Consider the following 15621-nt stretch of genomic DNA (forward strand, 5'->3'; position numbering starts at 1 on the left):
AACCGAATGTACTTAATCAGTTTTCTGCGCAAAAGTACTCTTTTTTCCATCTTGATGTTCTTTGAATAGCTGTTTTTTAACTATGTTTTTCTCTAATTAATATAGGTGTTGCGTAAAAAGCTGTCAAAAGGTATCTGTCATTCTCGTTGGAAAGACTGCATAAGTGGAGCGGGAGAAGGTATATATAAAAACAGTGATCCGGAACACTCCGGATCACTGTTTGATTGTTGCTTTGAGGAATTTCTTTTTAATTCCTTACATGTTGACTTTATGACGTACAGGTGTCAGGATGAAACTGAATTCATAATCCTGATAAGGTACGCGGTACTTTTCAAGCGGAAGTGTTCCCCAACTGTTGACACATCCTAATCCCATCTGCACCTTGTCAATGCACAGATTGGTGAAAGGAGCTTTCGGCACTTCAGGAGAGTGACGTTGGTCTTTCTGTGCTCCGTCATCCAAAGATTCGATGCTGTAGTTCAGGGCAGAAGCAGAGAAAGGAGTATCGCCTACGAACTGCAAGCCGTTTCCGCTGACGTTCAATACTCTCCACCAACGTAAATCGGTCTTGGTTCCGGTTTCCTGCGGTCGGATATATGGATAGAATTGTTCGGCAACTGTCTGGCGATATTTGCCAAGCATGGTAGAGTGATTACGGTCGGCGTAATTTTCTATCGGACCGCGGCCATAATATTCTACTTCATTAAAGTTCTCGGGCATTTGCATTTGCATGCCAAAGCGGAACATATCAGAAACTTTCTCTTCTTTGCCGGCTTCCATCTTTTGAGTTACTTTGATGGCGCCTTCATTGTTGATGACGTAAGTCAGGAACAATTTACCCTTTACGGCTTTCATGTCATATTCTGCCTGAATAACCGCCTGCTCGTTTTCAATATTCTGTTTCAGAGAAGTTAACTTCAGTCCCGGATTTTTCCATACGGCATACCGGTGCTGCAATCCTGCTCCATAGTCGTTGTCGGTAGGAGCACGCCAGAAGTTGGGAGTCAGTTGGGCTCCCTGATTCAATAACTGTATGCCGTCTGCTTCGTAGCGAGAAAGATAGCCATTGTGTTTATTGAATTCAATAATGAAGTTTTCACCTTCTACAATCAGGTAGTTATGATCGTTATCTTTGATAGCCGGTACATGAACGGCAATGTTAGATGCCTTCCGGTTTTTTAATTCCGGAGTTTGGGCTTTGTACGGACGGATGGTCAACTGGTCATATGCCACTGTACTTCCTGCCGGCATCAATGTTTCGGCGGATTTCAGTTTGTAAGCTACGTTGAGTAGCAGTTCTTTGCATGGGTAGATATTTTCCGTATTCAGATTCAGTTTAAGGGTAGCTGTTTGTTGTGGAGCCACGTTCAGGTCCTGAATCACTCCGGCTTGCATTACTTCGCCGTCTGCCAGTAATTGCCACTCCATATAGTATGCAGACAAGTCGCGGAAGAAGTTTTCATTATATACTTTTATTTCTCCTTTGGCAAGGTCTGCGGGAGTGGTCCAGATAGACTGATAGAAATATCCTACTTCATGGGCATGCGGATTCGGACGGCGGTCGGGACTGATCAAACCGTTATTATTAAAATTATTGTCCGAAGCGTCATATTTATTGAAATCGCCGCCGTATCCGTAAATATCTACACCGTCTTTATTCTTCCAGTGGTTGGATTGGTCAACAAAGTCCCAGATGAATCCGCCCTGGTATTTCGGATATTTACGTATCAGATCCCAATATTCTTTGAAACCACCCTGTGAGTTACCCATGGCGTGGGCATATTCACACTGAATCAGGGGCTTGTCTATGTTGCCTTCACAATATTTCTTGCAGGCATCATAATCGTAATACATCGGGCAGAAAATGTCTGTGAACTGATTGGTGCCTGCCTGTTCGTATTGTACGGCACGCGTTTTGTCTTCATTCTTGATCCATGTGTAGCATTGTTCGAAGTTCGGACCGTATCCGGCTTCGTTCCCTAAAGACCAGAAGATGATGGAAGGATGGTTATAGCCTCTTTGTACGTTGCGCTGGTTGCGTTCCAGATGTGCTTTTTTATAAGATGGATTTTTGGCAAGTGTCTCTTTGCCATATCCCATTCCGTGTGATTCTACATTGGCTTCCGCCACTACGTAAATGCCGTATTGGTCACAAAGGTCGTACCACAGATTGTCGTCCGGATAGTGACAGGTACGCACGGCATTGATGTTCAGCTGTTTCATTCGTAAGATGTCTTGCAGCATGCGCTCACGTGAAACAACATATCCGCCGTCCGGATCTATTTCATGACGGTCGGCGCCTTTGAAAAGCACCGGCTGACCGTTTACCAGGATTTGTCCGCCTTTCAGTTCTATTTTGCGGAAACCTATTTTGACCGGGATCACTTCCAAGGTGGTATTGTTACCACTTTTCAATGTTGCAGTCAATGTGTATAAATTGGGTGTTTCTGCGGTCCATTTTGCGGGATTGTCTACGTTCATGCCAACAGACTTTTTACCGTTTCCGCTAACTTGGGCTGTGGCTACGTTTTTCCCTGTCGGATCTGCCAGATTCAGTTCTACCGTTCCGCTTCCGTTCAGGTTGAGTGCTATATCCAGTGTACCGTTTGTATAATTGGCGTCCAAATCAGGCGTTACACGGATGTCCTGAATATATTTCTTATTGCGGCTGTATAGGTAGCAGTCACGTCCTACTCCGGAGTAGCGGAAAAAGTCCTGATCCTCCAGATATGTTCCATCACACCAGCGGAATACTTGGAAAGCGATCAGGTTTTTACCGGGTTTCAGGTAATTGGTCAGGTTAAATTCGGCTTCCAGCTTACTGTCCTCGCTATAGCCTACATATTTACCGTTGACCCATAAATACATATTTGAGGTTACCGAGCCGAAGTGAGCGAATATTTCTTTTCCTGACCATTCGGCAGGAATAATGATTTCCTTCCGATACGAGCCTACATGGTTGTTTTCTATGGGCACATAGGGAGGATTGTTTTTGTATTGGCTTCTCCAGGCGTAACCTACGTTGACATAAATCGGATCACCGTATCCGTTCATTTCCCAAACACCGGGGACTTTCATCTGTCCCCAACCTTTATCGTTATAGTCTGTCCGGTAGAAGTCGGTCGGTCGCGCATCTGCATTTTTCACCCAGTTGAATTTCCAGATGCCATTCAGGGTCATAAAGTTGCTTGAATTTTCCTTGTCGGCTTTTGCGGCTTCTTCACTTGAGGAGTAAGCAAAGTAATTGGTGTGCATCGGTGCACGGTTTACCGCATTAATTTCGGGGTTTTTCCATTCGTCATGTTGAGCCATGGTCGCCAGGCTACACATCGCCAGGCAGCAAGTCAGCAGTTGTCTTTTCATGGGGTTAATCTTATTAGGTTTGTAAATTGTTGGTCAAAGATACGTTTTTTGTCTTGTAGGGCAGAGTCTTTTTGGATAAATTAGTGTAAAGTATAGCATTAATTAATGGATAAGGCTTATTTTTGCAGCATGTTAAAAGACAATATATATAGAAAAAAACGACTCATCCGTAGTCTGTTGGGAGTTGCTGCTCTGGTAGCTACTCTTTATTCTTGTGCCAGTATGGGACGTCCGGATGGGGGACCTTTTGATGAAACTCCACCCCGCTTCATCGGCAGTACGCCGACAGCAGGAGCCGTAAATACTAAAAAGTCAAAGATTGTCCTTGATTTCGATGAGTTTATTAAACTTGAAAAGGCCAGTGAAAAGGTAGTGGTTTCGCCTCCCCAGTTACAACAACCGGAGATCAAACCCGGAGGGAAGCGGATTACTGTAAACCTGCTCGACTCTTTGAAGCCCAATACCACCTATACAATCGATTTTTCGGATGCGATCGTCGATAATAACGAGGGCAATCCGCTCGGTAATTTTGCGTTTACATTCTCTACAGGGGCCTCCATCGATACAATGGAGGTATCGGGCACATTGCTTGAAGCTTCTGATCTGGAACCCATTAAAGGTATGTTAGTGGGACTGCATTCCAACCTGAATGACTCGGCTTTTACCAAACTTCCTTTTGACCGTGTAGCTCGTACCGATAGTCGTGGACACTTCACGATTCGCGGGATTGCACCGGGCAAATATCGTATTTTCGGTTTGATGGATGCCGATCAGAATTTCTTCTATAACCAAAAAGGTGAAGCGGTGGCTTTCAATGACTCGCTGATTATTCCCCGCTTCGAAGAGCGGATACGCCAGGATACCGCCTGGGTCGATTCACTGACCATCGATACGATTGTTGAGCAGAAATATACCTATTTCCTGCCCGATAATATTGTGCTTCGTTCATTTAAAAAGCCTTCCGTTTCACAATATCTGGTTAAGAGCGAACGCCTCACTCCGAATAAATTTTCCCTGTACTTTTCGGCTCCGGCAGATTCTTTGCCCGTGTTGAAAGGATTGAACTTCGACGAGAAGGATGCTTTTGTTATAGAAAAGACATTCCGCAACGACACTATCCATTATTGGATACGCGACTCGCTGCTTTATAAGCAAGATACACTTACGTTGAGCCTGAACTATTTGTATACTGATACGTTAAATCAATTAGTTCCTCGTACGGATACGCTTAGGCTGGCTGCAAAAAAGGTGAAGAAGGAAGAGCCTAAAAAGAAAAAGAAGAAAGACGATGAGCCGGAACCGACTAAGTTCTTGTCGGTAAATACACACGCTCCCTCGTCTATGGACGTGTTCGATTATATCACCATGACTTTCGAAGAGCCGGTAGCCCGCTTTGACAGTGCGGCTATTCATCTTCGCCAGAAAGTAGATACGATATGGACCGACGTTCCTTTTGAGTTCGAACATGATTCGCTTGATGTGCGACGCTATAACCTCTATTATGATTGGGAACCCGGAGGCGAGTATGAATTTGCCGTCGACTCTACAGCTTTTCATGGCATTTATGGGTTGTTTACCGATAAGATAAAGCAAGCCTTCAAAGTTCGTCAGATCGAAGAATACGGTAATGTGTTCCTCAACATAACCGGAGCAGATTCTATCGCTTTTGTCGAACTGTTGGATAATCAGGATAAAGTTCTTCGCAGGCGTCCGGTGATTGACGGGAGAGCGGAGTTCTACTATCTGAATCCCGGCAAATACGGAGCCCGGTTGGTAAACGATACCAATGGCAATGGAGTATGGGATGCCGGTGACTATGAGAAGGGCATACAGCCTGAAATGGTATATTATTATCCGCATATCATTGAATTTAAAGCAAACTGGGATGCTACTCAGGACTGGAATGTGACAGCTGTGCCTCTGGATAAGCAAAAGCCGGACGAACTTAAAAAACAGAAACCAGATGAAGACAAGAAGAAAAAGACCCGAGATAGTCAAAACGCAAACCGTAGCCGCCGCAGCAATTAGGCGGAAAAAGTGGATATGCCTTATTATCGCCCTGCTTTTTGCTTTCCCATCATCGGGCAATGCCCAGTGTGAAGCAAAGAACGATGCGTTTAAGTCCGGTGAGCACGTCATGTACGAACTTTATTTCAACTGGAAATTCATTTGGAAGAAAGTGGGACTTGCCAGCCTTACCACTAACTCGACGACTTATCACTCCGAGCCAGCCTATCGGGTCAATTTGTTGGCCATCAGCAGTAAAGAGGCCGACTTCTTCTTTAAGATGCGGGATACACTGACAAGTGTCATGACTGAAAAGCTGGAACCCCGTTATTTCCGTAAGGGAGCCGAAGAAGGAAAACGTTATACCGTCGATGAAGCCCGTTTTTCGTTTCGGGACGGCATGTGCTATGTCAATCAAAAACGGGTGCGTAAAGACGGAAGTATCACCGAGACGGAGCAAAGTGACAATCGTTGCATCTATGATATGCTTACTATTCTGGCGCAGGCCCGTTCGTTCGATCCGAAGGAATATACCATCGGTCAGCGTATCCAGTTCCCGATGGCGACGGGGCGTAGAGTAGAAGAACAGACTCTGATTTACCGGGGGATTAAGAAGATTACCGCCGAGAACGATACGACCTATCGCTGCCTGATATTCTCACTCGTGGAGTATAATAAAAAGGGAAAGGAGAAAGAGGTCATAACGTTCTATGTGACGGACGACCGGAATCACCTTCCGGTGCGTCTGGATATGCACCTTAACTTTGGTTCGGCCAAAGCCTTCCTGAGGAGTGTCAGCGGTTACCGCCATCCCCAGACTTCTATTATTACAAAGTGAACGGAACTTCGTCTTTTTTGCGGAATACGCTCGACTCGAAGGTTGCTATCAGTCTGCCTTCCTGATCGGCTACATCTATCTGGTAATAGCCTGTGCTGCGTCCGGTATAGCGTTCGCGTGCTTCGGCATAGAGCGTGTCTCCGGGACCGCTGGCGCGTAAGAAGGTGATATTGGAAGAAAGGGAAAAGGCTAATGTGCCGTGTGAGTTGGCTGCCGCCGCCAGTGCCAGGTCGGCCAAAGTAAAGATGGCGCCTCCCTGTGTCCGTTGTCCCGCATTCAGATGTTCGGGTTTTATTTCCAGTTTTGCTTTGCTGTATCCTTCCCGTATCTCGATCAGCTCTACACCCGCATTGGTGGCAAATAGGTCGTTTTTGAAAAATTCTTGTGCTGTCATTTTTATATTTGTTCTGAATTAGCCACAGAGGACACGGAGCATACAAAGCTATTACTTTGTTTCCTCCGCATCCTCTGTGATGTTTTCTAAATACAACTTTCTGAAGCTTTTTATTTATTCAGTTTCCACTCAAACCCGTCCTTCGTATCTTTAATTTCGAATCCCAGTGCAGTCAGTTCGTTGCGGATCAGGTCACTCGTAGCCCAGTCCTTGTTAGCTTTTGCTTTCACCCGCTGTTCCAGCAGCATATCGACCACTTTCCCATAAGCGGCTTCACGTCCGTCCGACGAGCCGATTTCTTCTTTCAGGCCCAGGATATCGAAGCAGAATGTATGGAATACTTCTTTCAGGTCTTTCAGGTCATCGGCAGAGATGGTATTGTTTCCGGCAATGATATTATTGATCATCTTGGCTCCGTCAAAGAGGTGCGAAATTACAATCGGAGTGTTCAAGTCATCATTCATCGCTTCAAAACATTTCGTGCGCAAGCTTTTTACGTCGACGTTCGAAGTAGCTGCAGGAGTGATTTTCTCCAAACCATCCACTGCTTCCATCAGTCGGCTCAGTCCTTTTTCTGCTGCCTGTAATGCTTCGTTGCTGAAATCCACCGGACTGCGGTAGTGTGCCTGCAAGATAAAGAATCGTATGGTCATCGGGCTGTAAGCCTGAGTCAGCAATTTGTGCGAGCCGCTGAAGAATTCATCCAGCGTGATGAAGTTTCCGAGACTCTTGCCCATCTTGGTGCCGTTGATGGTGATCATGTTGTTGTGCATCCAGTAGTGAACCATATCGTCACCCTGTGAAGCTACCGACTGTGCGATTTCGCATTCGTGGTGCGGGAAGATAAGGTCCATGCCTCCTCCGTGAATGTCGAAGTGTTCGCCCAGATACTTACGTCCCATGGCTGTACACTCGGCGTGCCAGCCGGGGAAACCGTCACCCCATGGCGAAGGCCAGCGCATGATGTGTTCCGGTTGTGCCCGCTTCCAAAGGGCAAAGTCGGCAGGATTATGTTTTTCTTCCTGTCCGTCCAGTTCGCGGGTTGTATTCAGTACATCGTCCAGATTGCGTCCCGAGAGTTTACCATAATGGTAGTCTTTATTGTATTTGGCTACATCGAAGTATACCGAACCCTGGCTTTCGTATGCATAGCCGGCATCCAGAATCTTTTTTACCAATTCTATCTGCTCGATGATATGTCCCGAGGCATGCGGTTCAATGCTGGGGGGAAGTACGTTCAGTGCCTCCATGGCTTTATGGTACCGGTTCAGGTAGTATTGCACTACTTCCATGGGCTCCAGTTGTTCCAAACGGGCTTTCTTGGCAATCTTATCTTCCCCTTCGTCTGCGTCATGTTCCAGGTGGCCTACGTCGGTGATATTACGCACGTATCGCACTTTATAACCTAACCGGGTGAGATAACGGAAGAGTACGTCGAACGTGATGGCCGGACGGGCATGTCCCAGATGTGCATCGCCATATACCGTCGGTCCGCAGACATACATGCCCACATGTGGAGCGTGCAAAGGCACAAACAGCTCTTTTTTTCTATCTAAAGTGTTGTAAATCGTCAGTTGATGTTCCATAACGTTTGAGATTTATTCTGTTTTAAACCACAAAGTTAGAATAAATAATTTGAATTGGGACGTGTTCTGCCGGATTATTCTCTGTAAGTATATGTGTCTGATGTAAGATCGGGCCACTCATACGAAAAATGCATTCCGATCTTCCATCTTCCACCTTTTTCTGTTTACTTATCTAATTATCAACGAAATGAATGGGTGGAAGATAGCGTTTTCAAGCCGTTTATCTTCCACCTTTATCTTCCATCTTCCACCCACTGTTTTTGATGGATAAGGTATTGATCTGTAATTGTATATAGCGTGTTATCTATCTGTTTATGCCGTTTAAAGCATTTCCTTTTCCTTAGTATCTTTAGTGAAAATGGTCCGGACTTTATCTCATCCCGCATGCCTGTGCCCATAAGCCCGCATGCCTGTGCCCATGAGCCCGTATACCCGGGCCCACCGGCCCGGGTATACGGGCTGAGATAAGTTTAGTATGATGAATGATAATATACTTATATATAACGCGTTAATATCATGGAGAAATCAACTTGCTTTCTTATTAATTTCTGTGTTTAAACTGTTGTCTCCCCCTTCTCGGGTGCTTTTGTAAAGAACTTGTTTACGACCGCAGCTACACCGTCCTCCTCGTTGCTAAGGGTAATGTAGTCGGCGGCTTTCTTTACCGGTTCCTGTGCATTGCCCATGGCTACACCCAATCCGGCAAATTGAATCATTGAAAGATCGTTGTAGCCGTCGCCTACAGCCACCATCTCTTCCCGGTTCATGTTCAGCTTGTTAAGTAAGACAGATAAAGATTGTGCCTTGTCTATTCCCTGTGGCACCAGTTCGAGGAAGAAGGGCTCCGAGCGGTAAACACTCAGTTGACCTTGCAATTCTACCGAAAGTTCGGCTTCAATGGGAATCAGACGATGTGGCTCACCCACAATCAAGCACTTAGGAAGCGGCAGACGGATATCTTTCAGAAAATCCTTGGAAGGATATATCTGCATTTTATTGAGGAAAGCCTCTTTCCGGACATACACGTCATCGGGATATTCAGTGATGATATATTGCCGGTCGTAAGTCAAGATAGGGAGTTGGTTGCGTGTGGCGCATTCGTATAGCCGAGGTATCACTTCGTCCGGCAATACATTGGCATAAACGATCTCTCCGGTACTCCAGTCGATAATTTCTCCGCCGTTATAGGAGAGGATAAATCCGCCGAACTCCTTCATGCGCAGTTCGTCGGCCAAGGGTGCAATGCCGAAGGTAGGACGTCCCGATGCAAGTATCAGTTTCACACCCTGTTGTTGTACACGTATCAGTGCTTCTCGGTTGCGTGGAGTTATCTCTTTTTTAGCGTTGGTCAGTGTTCCGTCCAAGTCGAGTACGAGGAGTTTGTATTTCATCAGTCGCTTTTGTTTGGGTTTTGAGGGTGCAAAGGTAGTGGTTTTGGGTATATCACCCAAACAGGATGCGAGTAAATAAAGAATGAATGATACGTAGTCTGTTTGATGCGCTTTGATACGTTTATGCTATTGGGGAATTTATTGTCTTGAAATTTTTCTTTATTTTCTTTAAAATCAGAAATAAATACACGATATTTGTATAAATAGAGAATTAGATATGAGGCCGATAAAACTAATTTGGGGTATTGGAGGGACACTATTGGTAGCTTTATTAATAGGTTGTTATTTCTATCAGAGAAGTAATGAGATGATGCGTGTGGAATCAAAAAATCTATTCATACAGGCATTAAAAGGTGAAATGCTGCGAATGGAAAGGGAACTGGATCTACCATGTGTGTCTATGAATGTATCGGGTGCAACGGCTCCTTGGACCAGACTTTCTGTGAAAACTGAGTTTGGTACAAAAGATTATGTTGTAGATGTAAAAAAGGATTTGAAAAATATATCTTCTGATTTTAATGAGCGTTCTTTGCATTCTGTTGTTTGTATGGAGAAGCAGCTTTCTGCTGATACTTTGAATCGGATTTGGGCAGATAGTTTGAGAATGCGGCATATTGTCGCTAAAACCTCTGTACAGGTAGTTACTGTCGATTCAAGTAAATGTATTCGTTCTGAAGGGAGTTGTGGCAATGATTGTTTTGTATCGCCCATTTGGATTGCCTATGTCGGGAACGAGTGTGAGGTAGAGGTTGCCGGTTTTTTATCTTCTACTTGTTGGTCGGTGATTCGATACTCTTCTTCTTCATTTGTCCTTATTGTTGGAGTGACTTTTATACTTATTGCTTTTTTCTACTATGTGTATAAGGTGAAAAAACGTTTGTCTGATTCGGAGGTTGAAGAAGAGCTTCTAAAGGAAAGGCTGGAGAAGGACAGAGAGCGGTATCAAGATTTAGAAGAGAAACGCAGGCAATATGAACAACAATTGAATTTGCTTCAACAAGAAGAAAAAATGCGGATAAGAGAACTGAGTGATCTACGGGAGAAGCATAAACAAAAAGAAGCTCAGATTGAAGTATTGTCAGTAGAGAAGAAACGTAGCAAAGAACAGCAAAGTATTCTTGCAAAGGAATGTCAAGAGGGTATGCTCCAAATAACGATGCTTTCCGATAAATTGGAAAAGGAAAAGATAGACCGGGGAGAGCTTCAACAAAAGTTGGCTGCATGCGAACTGCAAATAGCAGAACTGAGAAAAATAAAAGAAATGTTTGGTGAAGAATTAGTCATTTATAAACTCTGTTCAGGGTTGACTTTTGATCCTCGAAATCATATTTTGGATTGTGCCGGAAACCGGATAAAACTGGATGCTCAGGGTAGCCGGCTTTTACTCCTTTTTTTAGAGGCCTCTGAAAATAAACTATCATATGAAGAACTGCTTGAAATGATGTGGGCTGATCGTCGAAAGGATAAGAATCGTTTATGGACGGCTGTTTCTCGTTTGCGTAAAGCTTTAGTGCCTACTCGTGTTATCATAAAAATGGAAAATGAAGGTGGGTATCAGTTGGTGCTGCCTAAGAAGAGTGATGACTTCTCGCAGAGAGAACTCTTTTGATATAAGTTCTGGTAAGGGGGCATTTTATTGATTTTCAACTTGTAAGTTTTAGTAAGGAACGTTTTCTTAATAGACAGAAAAAATCGTCTATATTTGTTATGTGTTACTAAAACAACCGAGTATATGAAAAAGTATTTAAAAGCAATTGGCTGTTTTGCCATTTTCGTATTGGCTGTATTCTCGTATTTCAGAGAGCAATCTTATAAGTTGGATTCTTTGTCATTACAGAATGTTGAAGCATTGGCTGAAGGTGAGGAATATACACATATTTCTTGTATAGGTGTAGGCTCTTTGGATTGTCCTGTTAATCATAGTGGTGTGAAGTATATATTTAAGGGATATTAAATATTTAATTGGGTTGGGAAGGGAGTGGAACGATGCATGCTCTGGAAAAGTTTAGAATCGTCCACTCCCGGAAAAACCTTCAAAAGAAAGGAGGTCCACAAAGGTAATGAATTTAAGTAAGAATCAGTAGGTGCATCATTTACTTTTTCTGCGGGTGGGTGGCTCCCCGAAATAGAGACACGACAAATGAATGAATTACTAACCTCATAAAAAACATGTAGATTATGAGTAAGAAGATTTTTGCGGCTCTGATAGTCGCTGTAGTCGCAACTTTTGCAGGCTACAATATATATCAGTCACAGAGAGCAGAGAAAATAGTTTCAGACTTGGTGATGGCTAATGTCGAAGCATTGGCAGGCGATACTGAGGGTGGTGCTACTATCACTTGCTCCCGTACGTGTTCTGATGGAGTAGGACGTTGCTACAAGGTTTATGATAAGTGGGGAAACTGTCATTTTGACGGTAGTCAAACATATTCTTGCACCTGCTAACTATTAAGAAGAAGTTATACCAAAAGTTTAGAGTTTCTTCATTTCTTTTTTTAAAATACAGGAGAGGAGATGATTACTACAATTTTCTTGGTATAACTTCTTGTATTGTTAATCTAATCTAATAAAGTTATGAAGAATATCTTGTTAACACTTCTCTTGTTTATACTTTTTTCATGTAAAAGCACTGGAGATAAAACCGACTGTGAAGTATTACATGTCGATTTGGTTGAACGCCCTGTTGCAACGGAAGAATTATTTTCTAAAATATCTGTCATTCCATTGGAAACCAATGATAGTTCCTTTCTTGTAAGGCCTGTAAAAGTTATTGTAAAAGATAACAGATATTATATTGTCGATGAAGGGGTTCCGGCTGTGTTTTCTTTTGATGAAGAAGGGCATCTTTTGCATAAAATAGGTAAAAAGGGACAAGGCCCCGGAGAGTATCGTGAAATATACGATGCCGTTATTAAAGAAAAAGAAAATGCAGTGTATATGCTATCTCCATTTGGCTCTCTTTATGTGTATTCTCTGGATGGAAAATTCATAAAAGAAATAGAACTGCCAACGAGGTCTAATTATCAATTGGTAGAGGAACTGGAGAGTAAGTATTTCGTTACATGGACATTACCTGCTTCTGAGAATGATAATTGTATCAGCGTCATTTCTAAAGAGTCTTTCAAGAATGTGAAAGAATTTTGGCATGTCCCTCCCGTTCTCACTACTCTGAATTCTAAACCTTTTTATAATTATGAACATAAAGTATATTTTTCCAATCCTTATCAAAATGAAGTATATGAAGTAAGGACAGATAGCTTACGGGTTGCATACCGTTGGGATTTTGGAAAAGATAATCTTGATTTAAAGGAGTATGGATTCACTTTATTAGAGGATAAAAAGGTTGAAGAATATAAATTAATGTTGCAGTATTTACGTGATTCTACTGTGCCTTATTTTTTATGCGATCAATATCAGAATGATAAATTCTATTATATCATGTTGGTGTTCGGGCTTAAGCATTCGAAAAATCTATTTTATCGGAAGGAAGACGGTAAGAGTTTCTTTTTTGAAAAAACAACAGAAGGCATTCATTTTGAACCTTTAGCTTTTAATGAAGATTTCCTGACTTGTATTGTTTTCAATGAAGACTTTCCAAACTATGAAAAAGTGCTTCCTCCAGAGGAATATCAGAAGCTGGAAGAGCGTTTAGAAGATGATAATCCCTGTTTAATCAAATTTTATTTTAAATGAAAAATTTTATATTTATACTGGGTTGCTTTCTCTTTCTAATCTCATGTCAGCAGACCGAGAAGGAAAAGCTTGAAGAACTTGTTAAAAATTGGAATGGGAAGGAGGTACTATTTCCGACAAATCTTAGTTTTACGCTATATGGAAAAACTCCTGTCGATTTTAAAATCCCTGCTTCGGATTATAAGATCGTGACCTATGTCGATTCGTTGGGTTGTTCCAGTTGTAAATTGCAATTGCCTAAATGGAAGGATTTTATGAAATATGCGGATTCTATAGTAGGCTATCAAATACCGGTTCTTTTTTTTCTTCATCCTGCTAATGTTCGCGAGATGAGGTCTGTGTTAAAACAAAATCGTTTTGATTATCCTGTTTGTATGGATACGGAAGATACTTTTAATAAAGTGAATAAGTTTCCTTCACAGCTAAATTTTCAAACTTTTTTATTAGATAAAAACAATCATGTAATTGCGATAGGAAATCCGGTCCATAATTACGATGTAAGAGAACTCTATATCCATCTTATTTCAGGAGGAATAGATGGAGATTCTCTTTCAAATATGCGAACTGTGATAAAAATAGAGAAAGATATGGTTGATTTGGGGAGTTTTGATTGGAGGCGAGAGCAGCATATAACTTTTGAGATACACAATATTGGTGATAATAATTTGGTCGTTTATGATAATAAGACATCTTGCGGATGTACTTCTGTTGAATACTCCAAAGAACCCGTTCAGCCCGGAAAGTCTTTAGCAGTTAAAGTAACTTATAAAGCGGATCATCCGGAACACTTTAATAAAACTATTATACTATATTGCAATGCTTCCGCTTCTCCTTTGGAGTTAAAGATAACTGGAAATGCTGAATAATTTAATGTTTATATTTAGTACTTTTGAATCTTTGTTGACAGGTATTTGTATATGTCCCCTTAGCTTGAATATATGTTGCTAAATATAGGTAGTCAACCTTGGATCATTGCATTGGAACCTATTAATGTTATGGCTTAAGGTTGATTTTTATTTAATATTTGTTATATGAGAAGTCTGTTTTTAATATTCCTTTTTTGCTATGTAACTGGGAAAGCCCAGGACAGAGCGTGTGTCGTGAGTGAAAAGGATAGCATTCCTCTTTCAAATGTATATATCTGTTTGAAAGATAGGAGAGTCATAGCTATCAGTGATGAAAAGGGGGTGTTCTCATTAGAGAAATATGATTCGTTGTCATTGAATGATACTTTATATTTTTCTCATATTAATTATTTGCACAAGAAATTGTCTTATGGTGATTTAATTAAAAATAGATGTACCGTTTTTTTGATAGAGAATAATCGGGTTTTGGAAGAAGTATCTATTTTTAGCAATAGGCATTTAAATCGCTTTTTGCATTATGAAATATTGTCTCCATTGAAAAGAGGAGTCTATTCGTTTGCTTCGGTCTTGGTAGATGGGCAGATTTATATTGTAGGAGGGAGTACGTCGTGCGGTCCCTTTCAGAATTATATACGTTCTACTCTATTTTGGGAAAAATATAGTAACATGATGTATAGATATGATATCAAGCAAGATAAGTGGGAGACGATCAGGCATAAGTTTAGAGAAAGGGCATATCATACGGCGGGTTATTATGATGGAAAAATTTTTATTTTAGGGGGAAAGAGATTGTCTGAAACCAGAATTGTTGATTATCTGGATAATGCAATAGAAATATATGATATTAAGCGTGATACCGTCTGGACAGATTATACTAATCCGCATCAAGCGACTTTATTGGGATCCGTTGTGTATAAAGATAATATGATTGTTTTAGGCGGTGTTAAAAAGGTTTTGCAAAATAATGAAGGAGTCTATTCGGATGAAATGCATTTATGGAATTTAAAATCCGGCTACTGGTATGAGTTGGGAAAAATGCCGATTAGGCAAGCTCCTGATGCAATTCTGGTTGATCATTGTATTTATTTAATCGGAAATAGTAACGGTGGCGGACGGAGTCTTGAATGTTATAACTTATTGACAGGCGCATGGACCAATGCCGGACATTTGTTATATCGGCTTGGCTGGCCCAGTTTAGCTTATCATAATGATATAATTTATATTTTTGAACAAGGTGTTGTGCAGACGTTCAATATAAAAAGCAGGCAAGTTCGTTCGTATATGATAGATCTGAAATTGAAATCTCCAGCTTTGTATTACTTTGATGGGAAATTATATATTTTGGGAGGATTTTATATGGGAGATCCCTCGCGCAATGTATATAGTATTGATCTGAAAGAATTTGATAAAACAGAAATCGATTATTATTATAACAATAAAAGGTAAGCATTCGGTGAATCCTGTCTATTGTATAGAAACTGAA

General features: G+C 41.7%; 12 protein-coding genes. 8 read left to right on the top strand and 4 right to left on the bottom strand.

The window, feature by feature from the left end; translation table 11 throughout:
* Positions 1–255: 255 nt before the first annotated feature.
* Positions 256–3363, bottom strand: coding sequence for a beta-galactosidase, LacZ type (lacZ, locus tag FDF36_RS12690; RefSeq protein ID WP_220391562.1), 3108 nt, complete (start codon positions 3361–3363; stop codon positions 256–258).
* 105 nt (positions 3364–3468) lie between these two features.
* On the opposite strand from lacZ, the gene FDF36_RS12695 reads away from it, so the two are divergent.
* Both FDF36_RS12695 and FDF36_RS12700 read left to right on the top strand, forming a co-directional pair.
* A complete protein-coding gene (locus FDF36_RS12695; RefSeq protein WP_220391563.1) occupies positions 3469–5391 on the top strand; it encodes an Ig-like domain-containing protein in 1923 nt (640 codons plus the stop codon).
* Complete coding sequence (locus FDF36_RS12700) at positions 5327–6208, top strand: DUF3108 domain-containing protein (RefSeq protein ID WP_220391564.1); 882 nt, start codon at positions 5327–5329, stop codon at positions 6206–6208. Before FDF36_RS12695 ends, FDF36_RS12700 begins: the two co-directional genes overlap by 65 nt.
* On the opposite strand, the gene FDF36_RS12705 is transcribed toward FDF36_RS12700, so the two are convergent.
* The 3 genes from FDF36_RS12705 to FDF36_RS12715 form a co-directional block, all read right to left on the bottom strand.
* Positions 6198–6602, bottom strand: coding sequence for a PaaI family thioesterase (locus FDF36_RS12705; RefSeq protein WP_220391565.1), 405 nt, complete (start codon positions 6600–6602; stop codon positions 6198–6200). The two genes, FDF36_RS12700 and FDF36_RS12705, sit on opposite strands and share 11 nt — an antisense overlap.
* Before the next feature lie 110 nt (positions 6603–6712).
* Complete coding sequence (gene cysS, locus FDF36_RS12710) at positions 6713–8188, bottom strand: cysteine--tRNA ligase (protein ID WP_220391566.1); 1476 nt, start codon at positions 8186–8188, stop codon at positions 6713–6715.
* A 554-nt stretch (positions 8189–8742) separates the two neighbouring features.
* Positions 8743–9579, bottom strand: coding sequence for a Cof-type HAD-IIB family hydrolase (locus tag FDF36_RS12715; RefSeq protein WP_022011666.1), 837 nt, complete (start codon positions 9577–9579; stop codon positions 8743–8745).
* Positions 9580–9796: 217 nt separating this feature from the next.
* Between FDF36_RS12715 and FDF36_RS12720 the strand changes: the two genes are divergently transcribed.
* From FDF36_RS12720 to FDF36_RS12745, 6 genes are all read left to right on the top strand, one after another.
* Positions 9797–11188 (top strand): winged helix-turn-helix domain-containing protein, encoded by a 1392-nt coding sequence (locus FDF36_RS12720; RefSeq protein ID WP_220391567.1) that lies wholly within the window; start codon positions 9797–9799, stop codon positions 11186–11188.
* Between the two features lie 123 nt (positions 11189–11311).
* Positions 11312–11533: an NVEALA domain-containing protein gene (locus FDF36_RS12725; protein ID WP_022011668.1), complete on the top strand. Its 222-nt coding sequence runs from the start codon at positions 11312–11314 to the stop codon at positions 11531–11533.
* 224 nt (positions 11534–11757) lie between these two features.
* A complete protein-coding gene (locus FDF36_RS12730; protein ID WP_005779547.1) occupies positions 11758–12024 on the top strand; it encodes an NVEALA domain-containing protein in 267 nt (88 codons plus the stop codon).
* Positions 12025–12153: 129 nt separating this feature from the next.
* Complete coding sequence (locus FDF36_RS12735) at positions 12154–13272, top strand: 6-bladed beta-propeller (RefSeq protein WP_203463139.1); 1119 nt, start codon at positions 12154–12156, stop codon at positions 13270–13272.
* Entirely contained in the window at positions 13269–14138 is an 870-nt protein-coding gene (locus FDF36_RS12740; RefSeq protein WP_220391568.1) for a DUF1573 domain-containing protein, read from the top strand. The genes FDF36_RS12735 and FDF36_RS12740 overlap by 4 nt, the downstream gene beginning before the upstream one ends.
* A gap of 165 nt (positions 14139–14303) precedes the next feature.
* The gene (locus FDF36_RS12745; protein ID WP_220391569.1) at positions 14304–15584 is read left to right on the top strand and encodes a Kelch repeat-containing protein; all 1281 of its coding nucleotides are present in this window, start codon (positions 14304–14306) and stop codon (positions 15582–15584) included.
* The last annotated feature ends 37 nt before the right edge of the window (positions 15585–15621 follow it).

It is taken from the genome of Bacteroides fragilis, from assembly GCF_019583405.1.
Classification (GTDB): Bacteria; Bacteroidota; Bacteroidia; order Bacteroidales; family Bacteroidaceae; genus Bacteroides; species Bacteroides fragilis_B.

Coding starts and splice junctions, on each gene's coding strand:
- FDF36_RS12705 (WP_220391565.1), bottom strand. CDS start 6,602: ATGACAGCACAAGAATTTTTCAAAAACGACCTATTTGCCACCAATGCG.
- FDF36_RS12735 (WP_203463139.1), top strand. CDS start 12,154: ATGAAGAATATCTTGTTAACACTTCTCTTGTTTATACTTTTTTCATGT.
- cysS (WP_220391566.1), bottom strand. CDS start 8,188: ATGGAACATCAACTGACGATTTACAACACTTTAGATAGAAAAAAAGAG.
- FDF36_RS12695 (WP_220391563.1), top strand. CDS start 3,469: ATGGATAAGGCTTATTTTTGCAGCATGTTAAAAGACAATATATATAGA.
- FDF36_RS12730 (WP_005779547.1), top strand. CDS start 11,758: ATGAGTAAGAAGATTTTTGCGGCTCTGATAGTCGCTGTAGTCGCAACT.
- lacZ (WP_220391562.1), bottom strand. CDS start 3,363: ATGAAAAGACAACTGCTGACTTGCTGCCTGGCGATGTGTAGCCTGGCG.
- FDF36_RS12745 (WP_220391569.1), top strand. CDS start 14,304: ATGAGAAGTCTGTTTTTAATATTCCTTTTTTGCTATGTAACTGGGAAA.
- FDF36_RS12740 (WP_220391568.1), top strand. CDS start 13,269: ATGAAAAATTTTATATTTATACTGGGTTGCTTTCTCTTTCTAATCTCA.
- FDF36_RS12720 (WP_220391567.1), top strand. CDS start 9,797: ATGAGGCCGATAAAACTAATTTGGGGTATTGGAGGGACACTATTGGTA.
- FDF36_RS12725 (WP_022011668.1), top strand. CDS start 11,312: ATGAAAAAGTATTTAAAAGCAATTGGCTGTTTTGCCATTTTCGTATTG.
- FDF36_RS12700 (WP_220391564.1), top strand. CDS start 5,327: ATGAAGACAAGAAGAAAAAGACCCGAGATAGTCAAAACGCAAACCGTA.
- FDF36_RS12715 (WP_022011666.1), bottom strand. CDS start 9,579: ATGAAATACAAACTCCTCGTACTCGACTTGGACGGAACACTGACCAAC.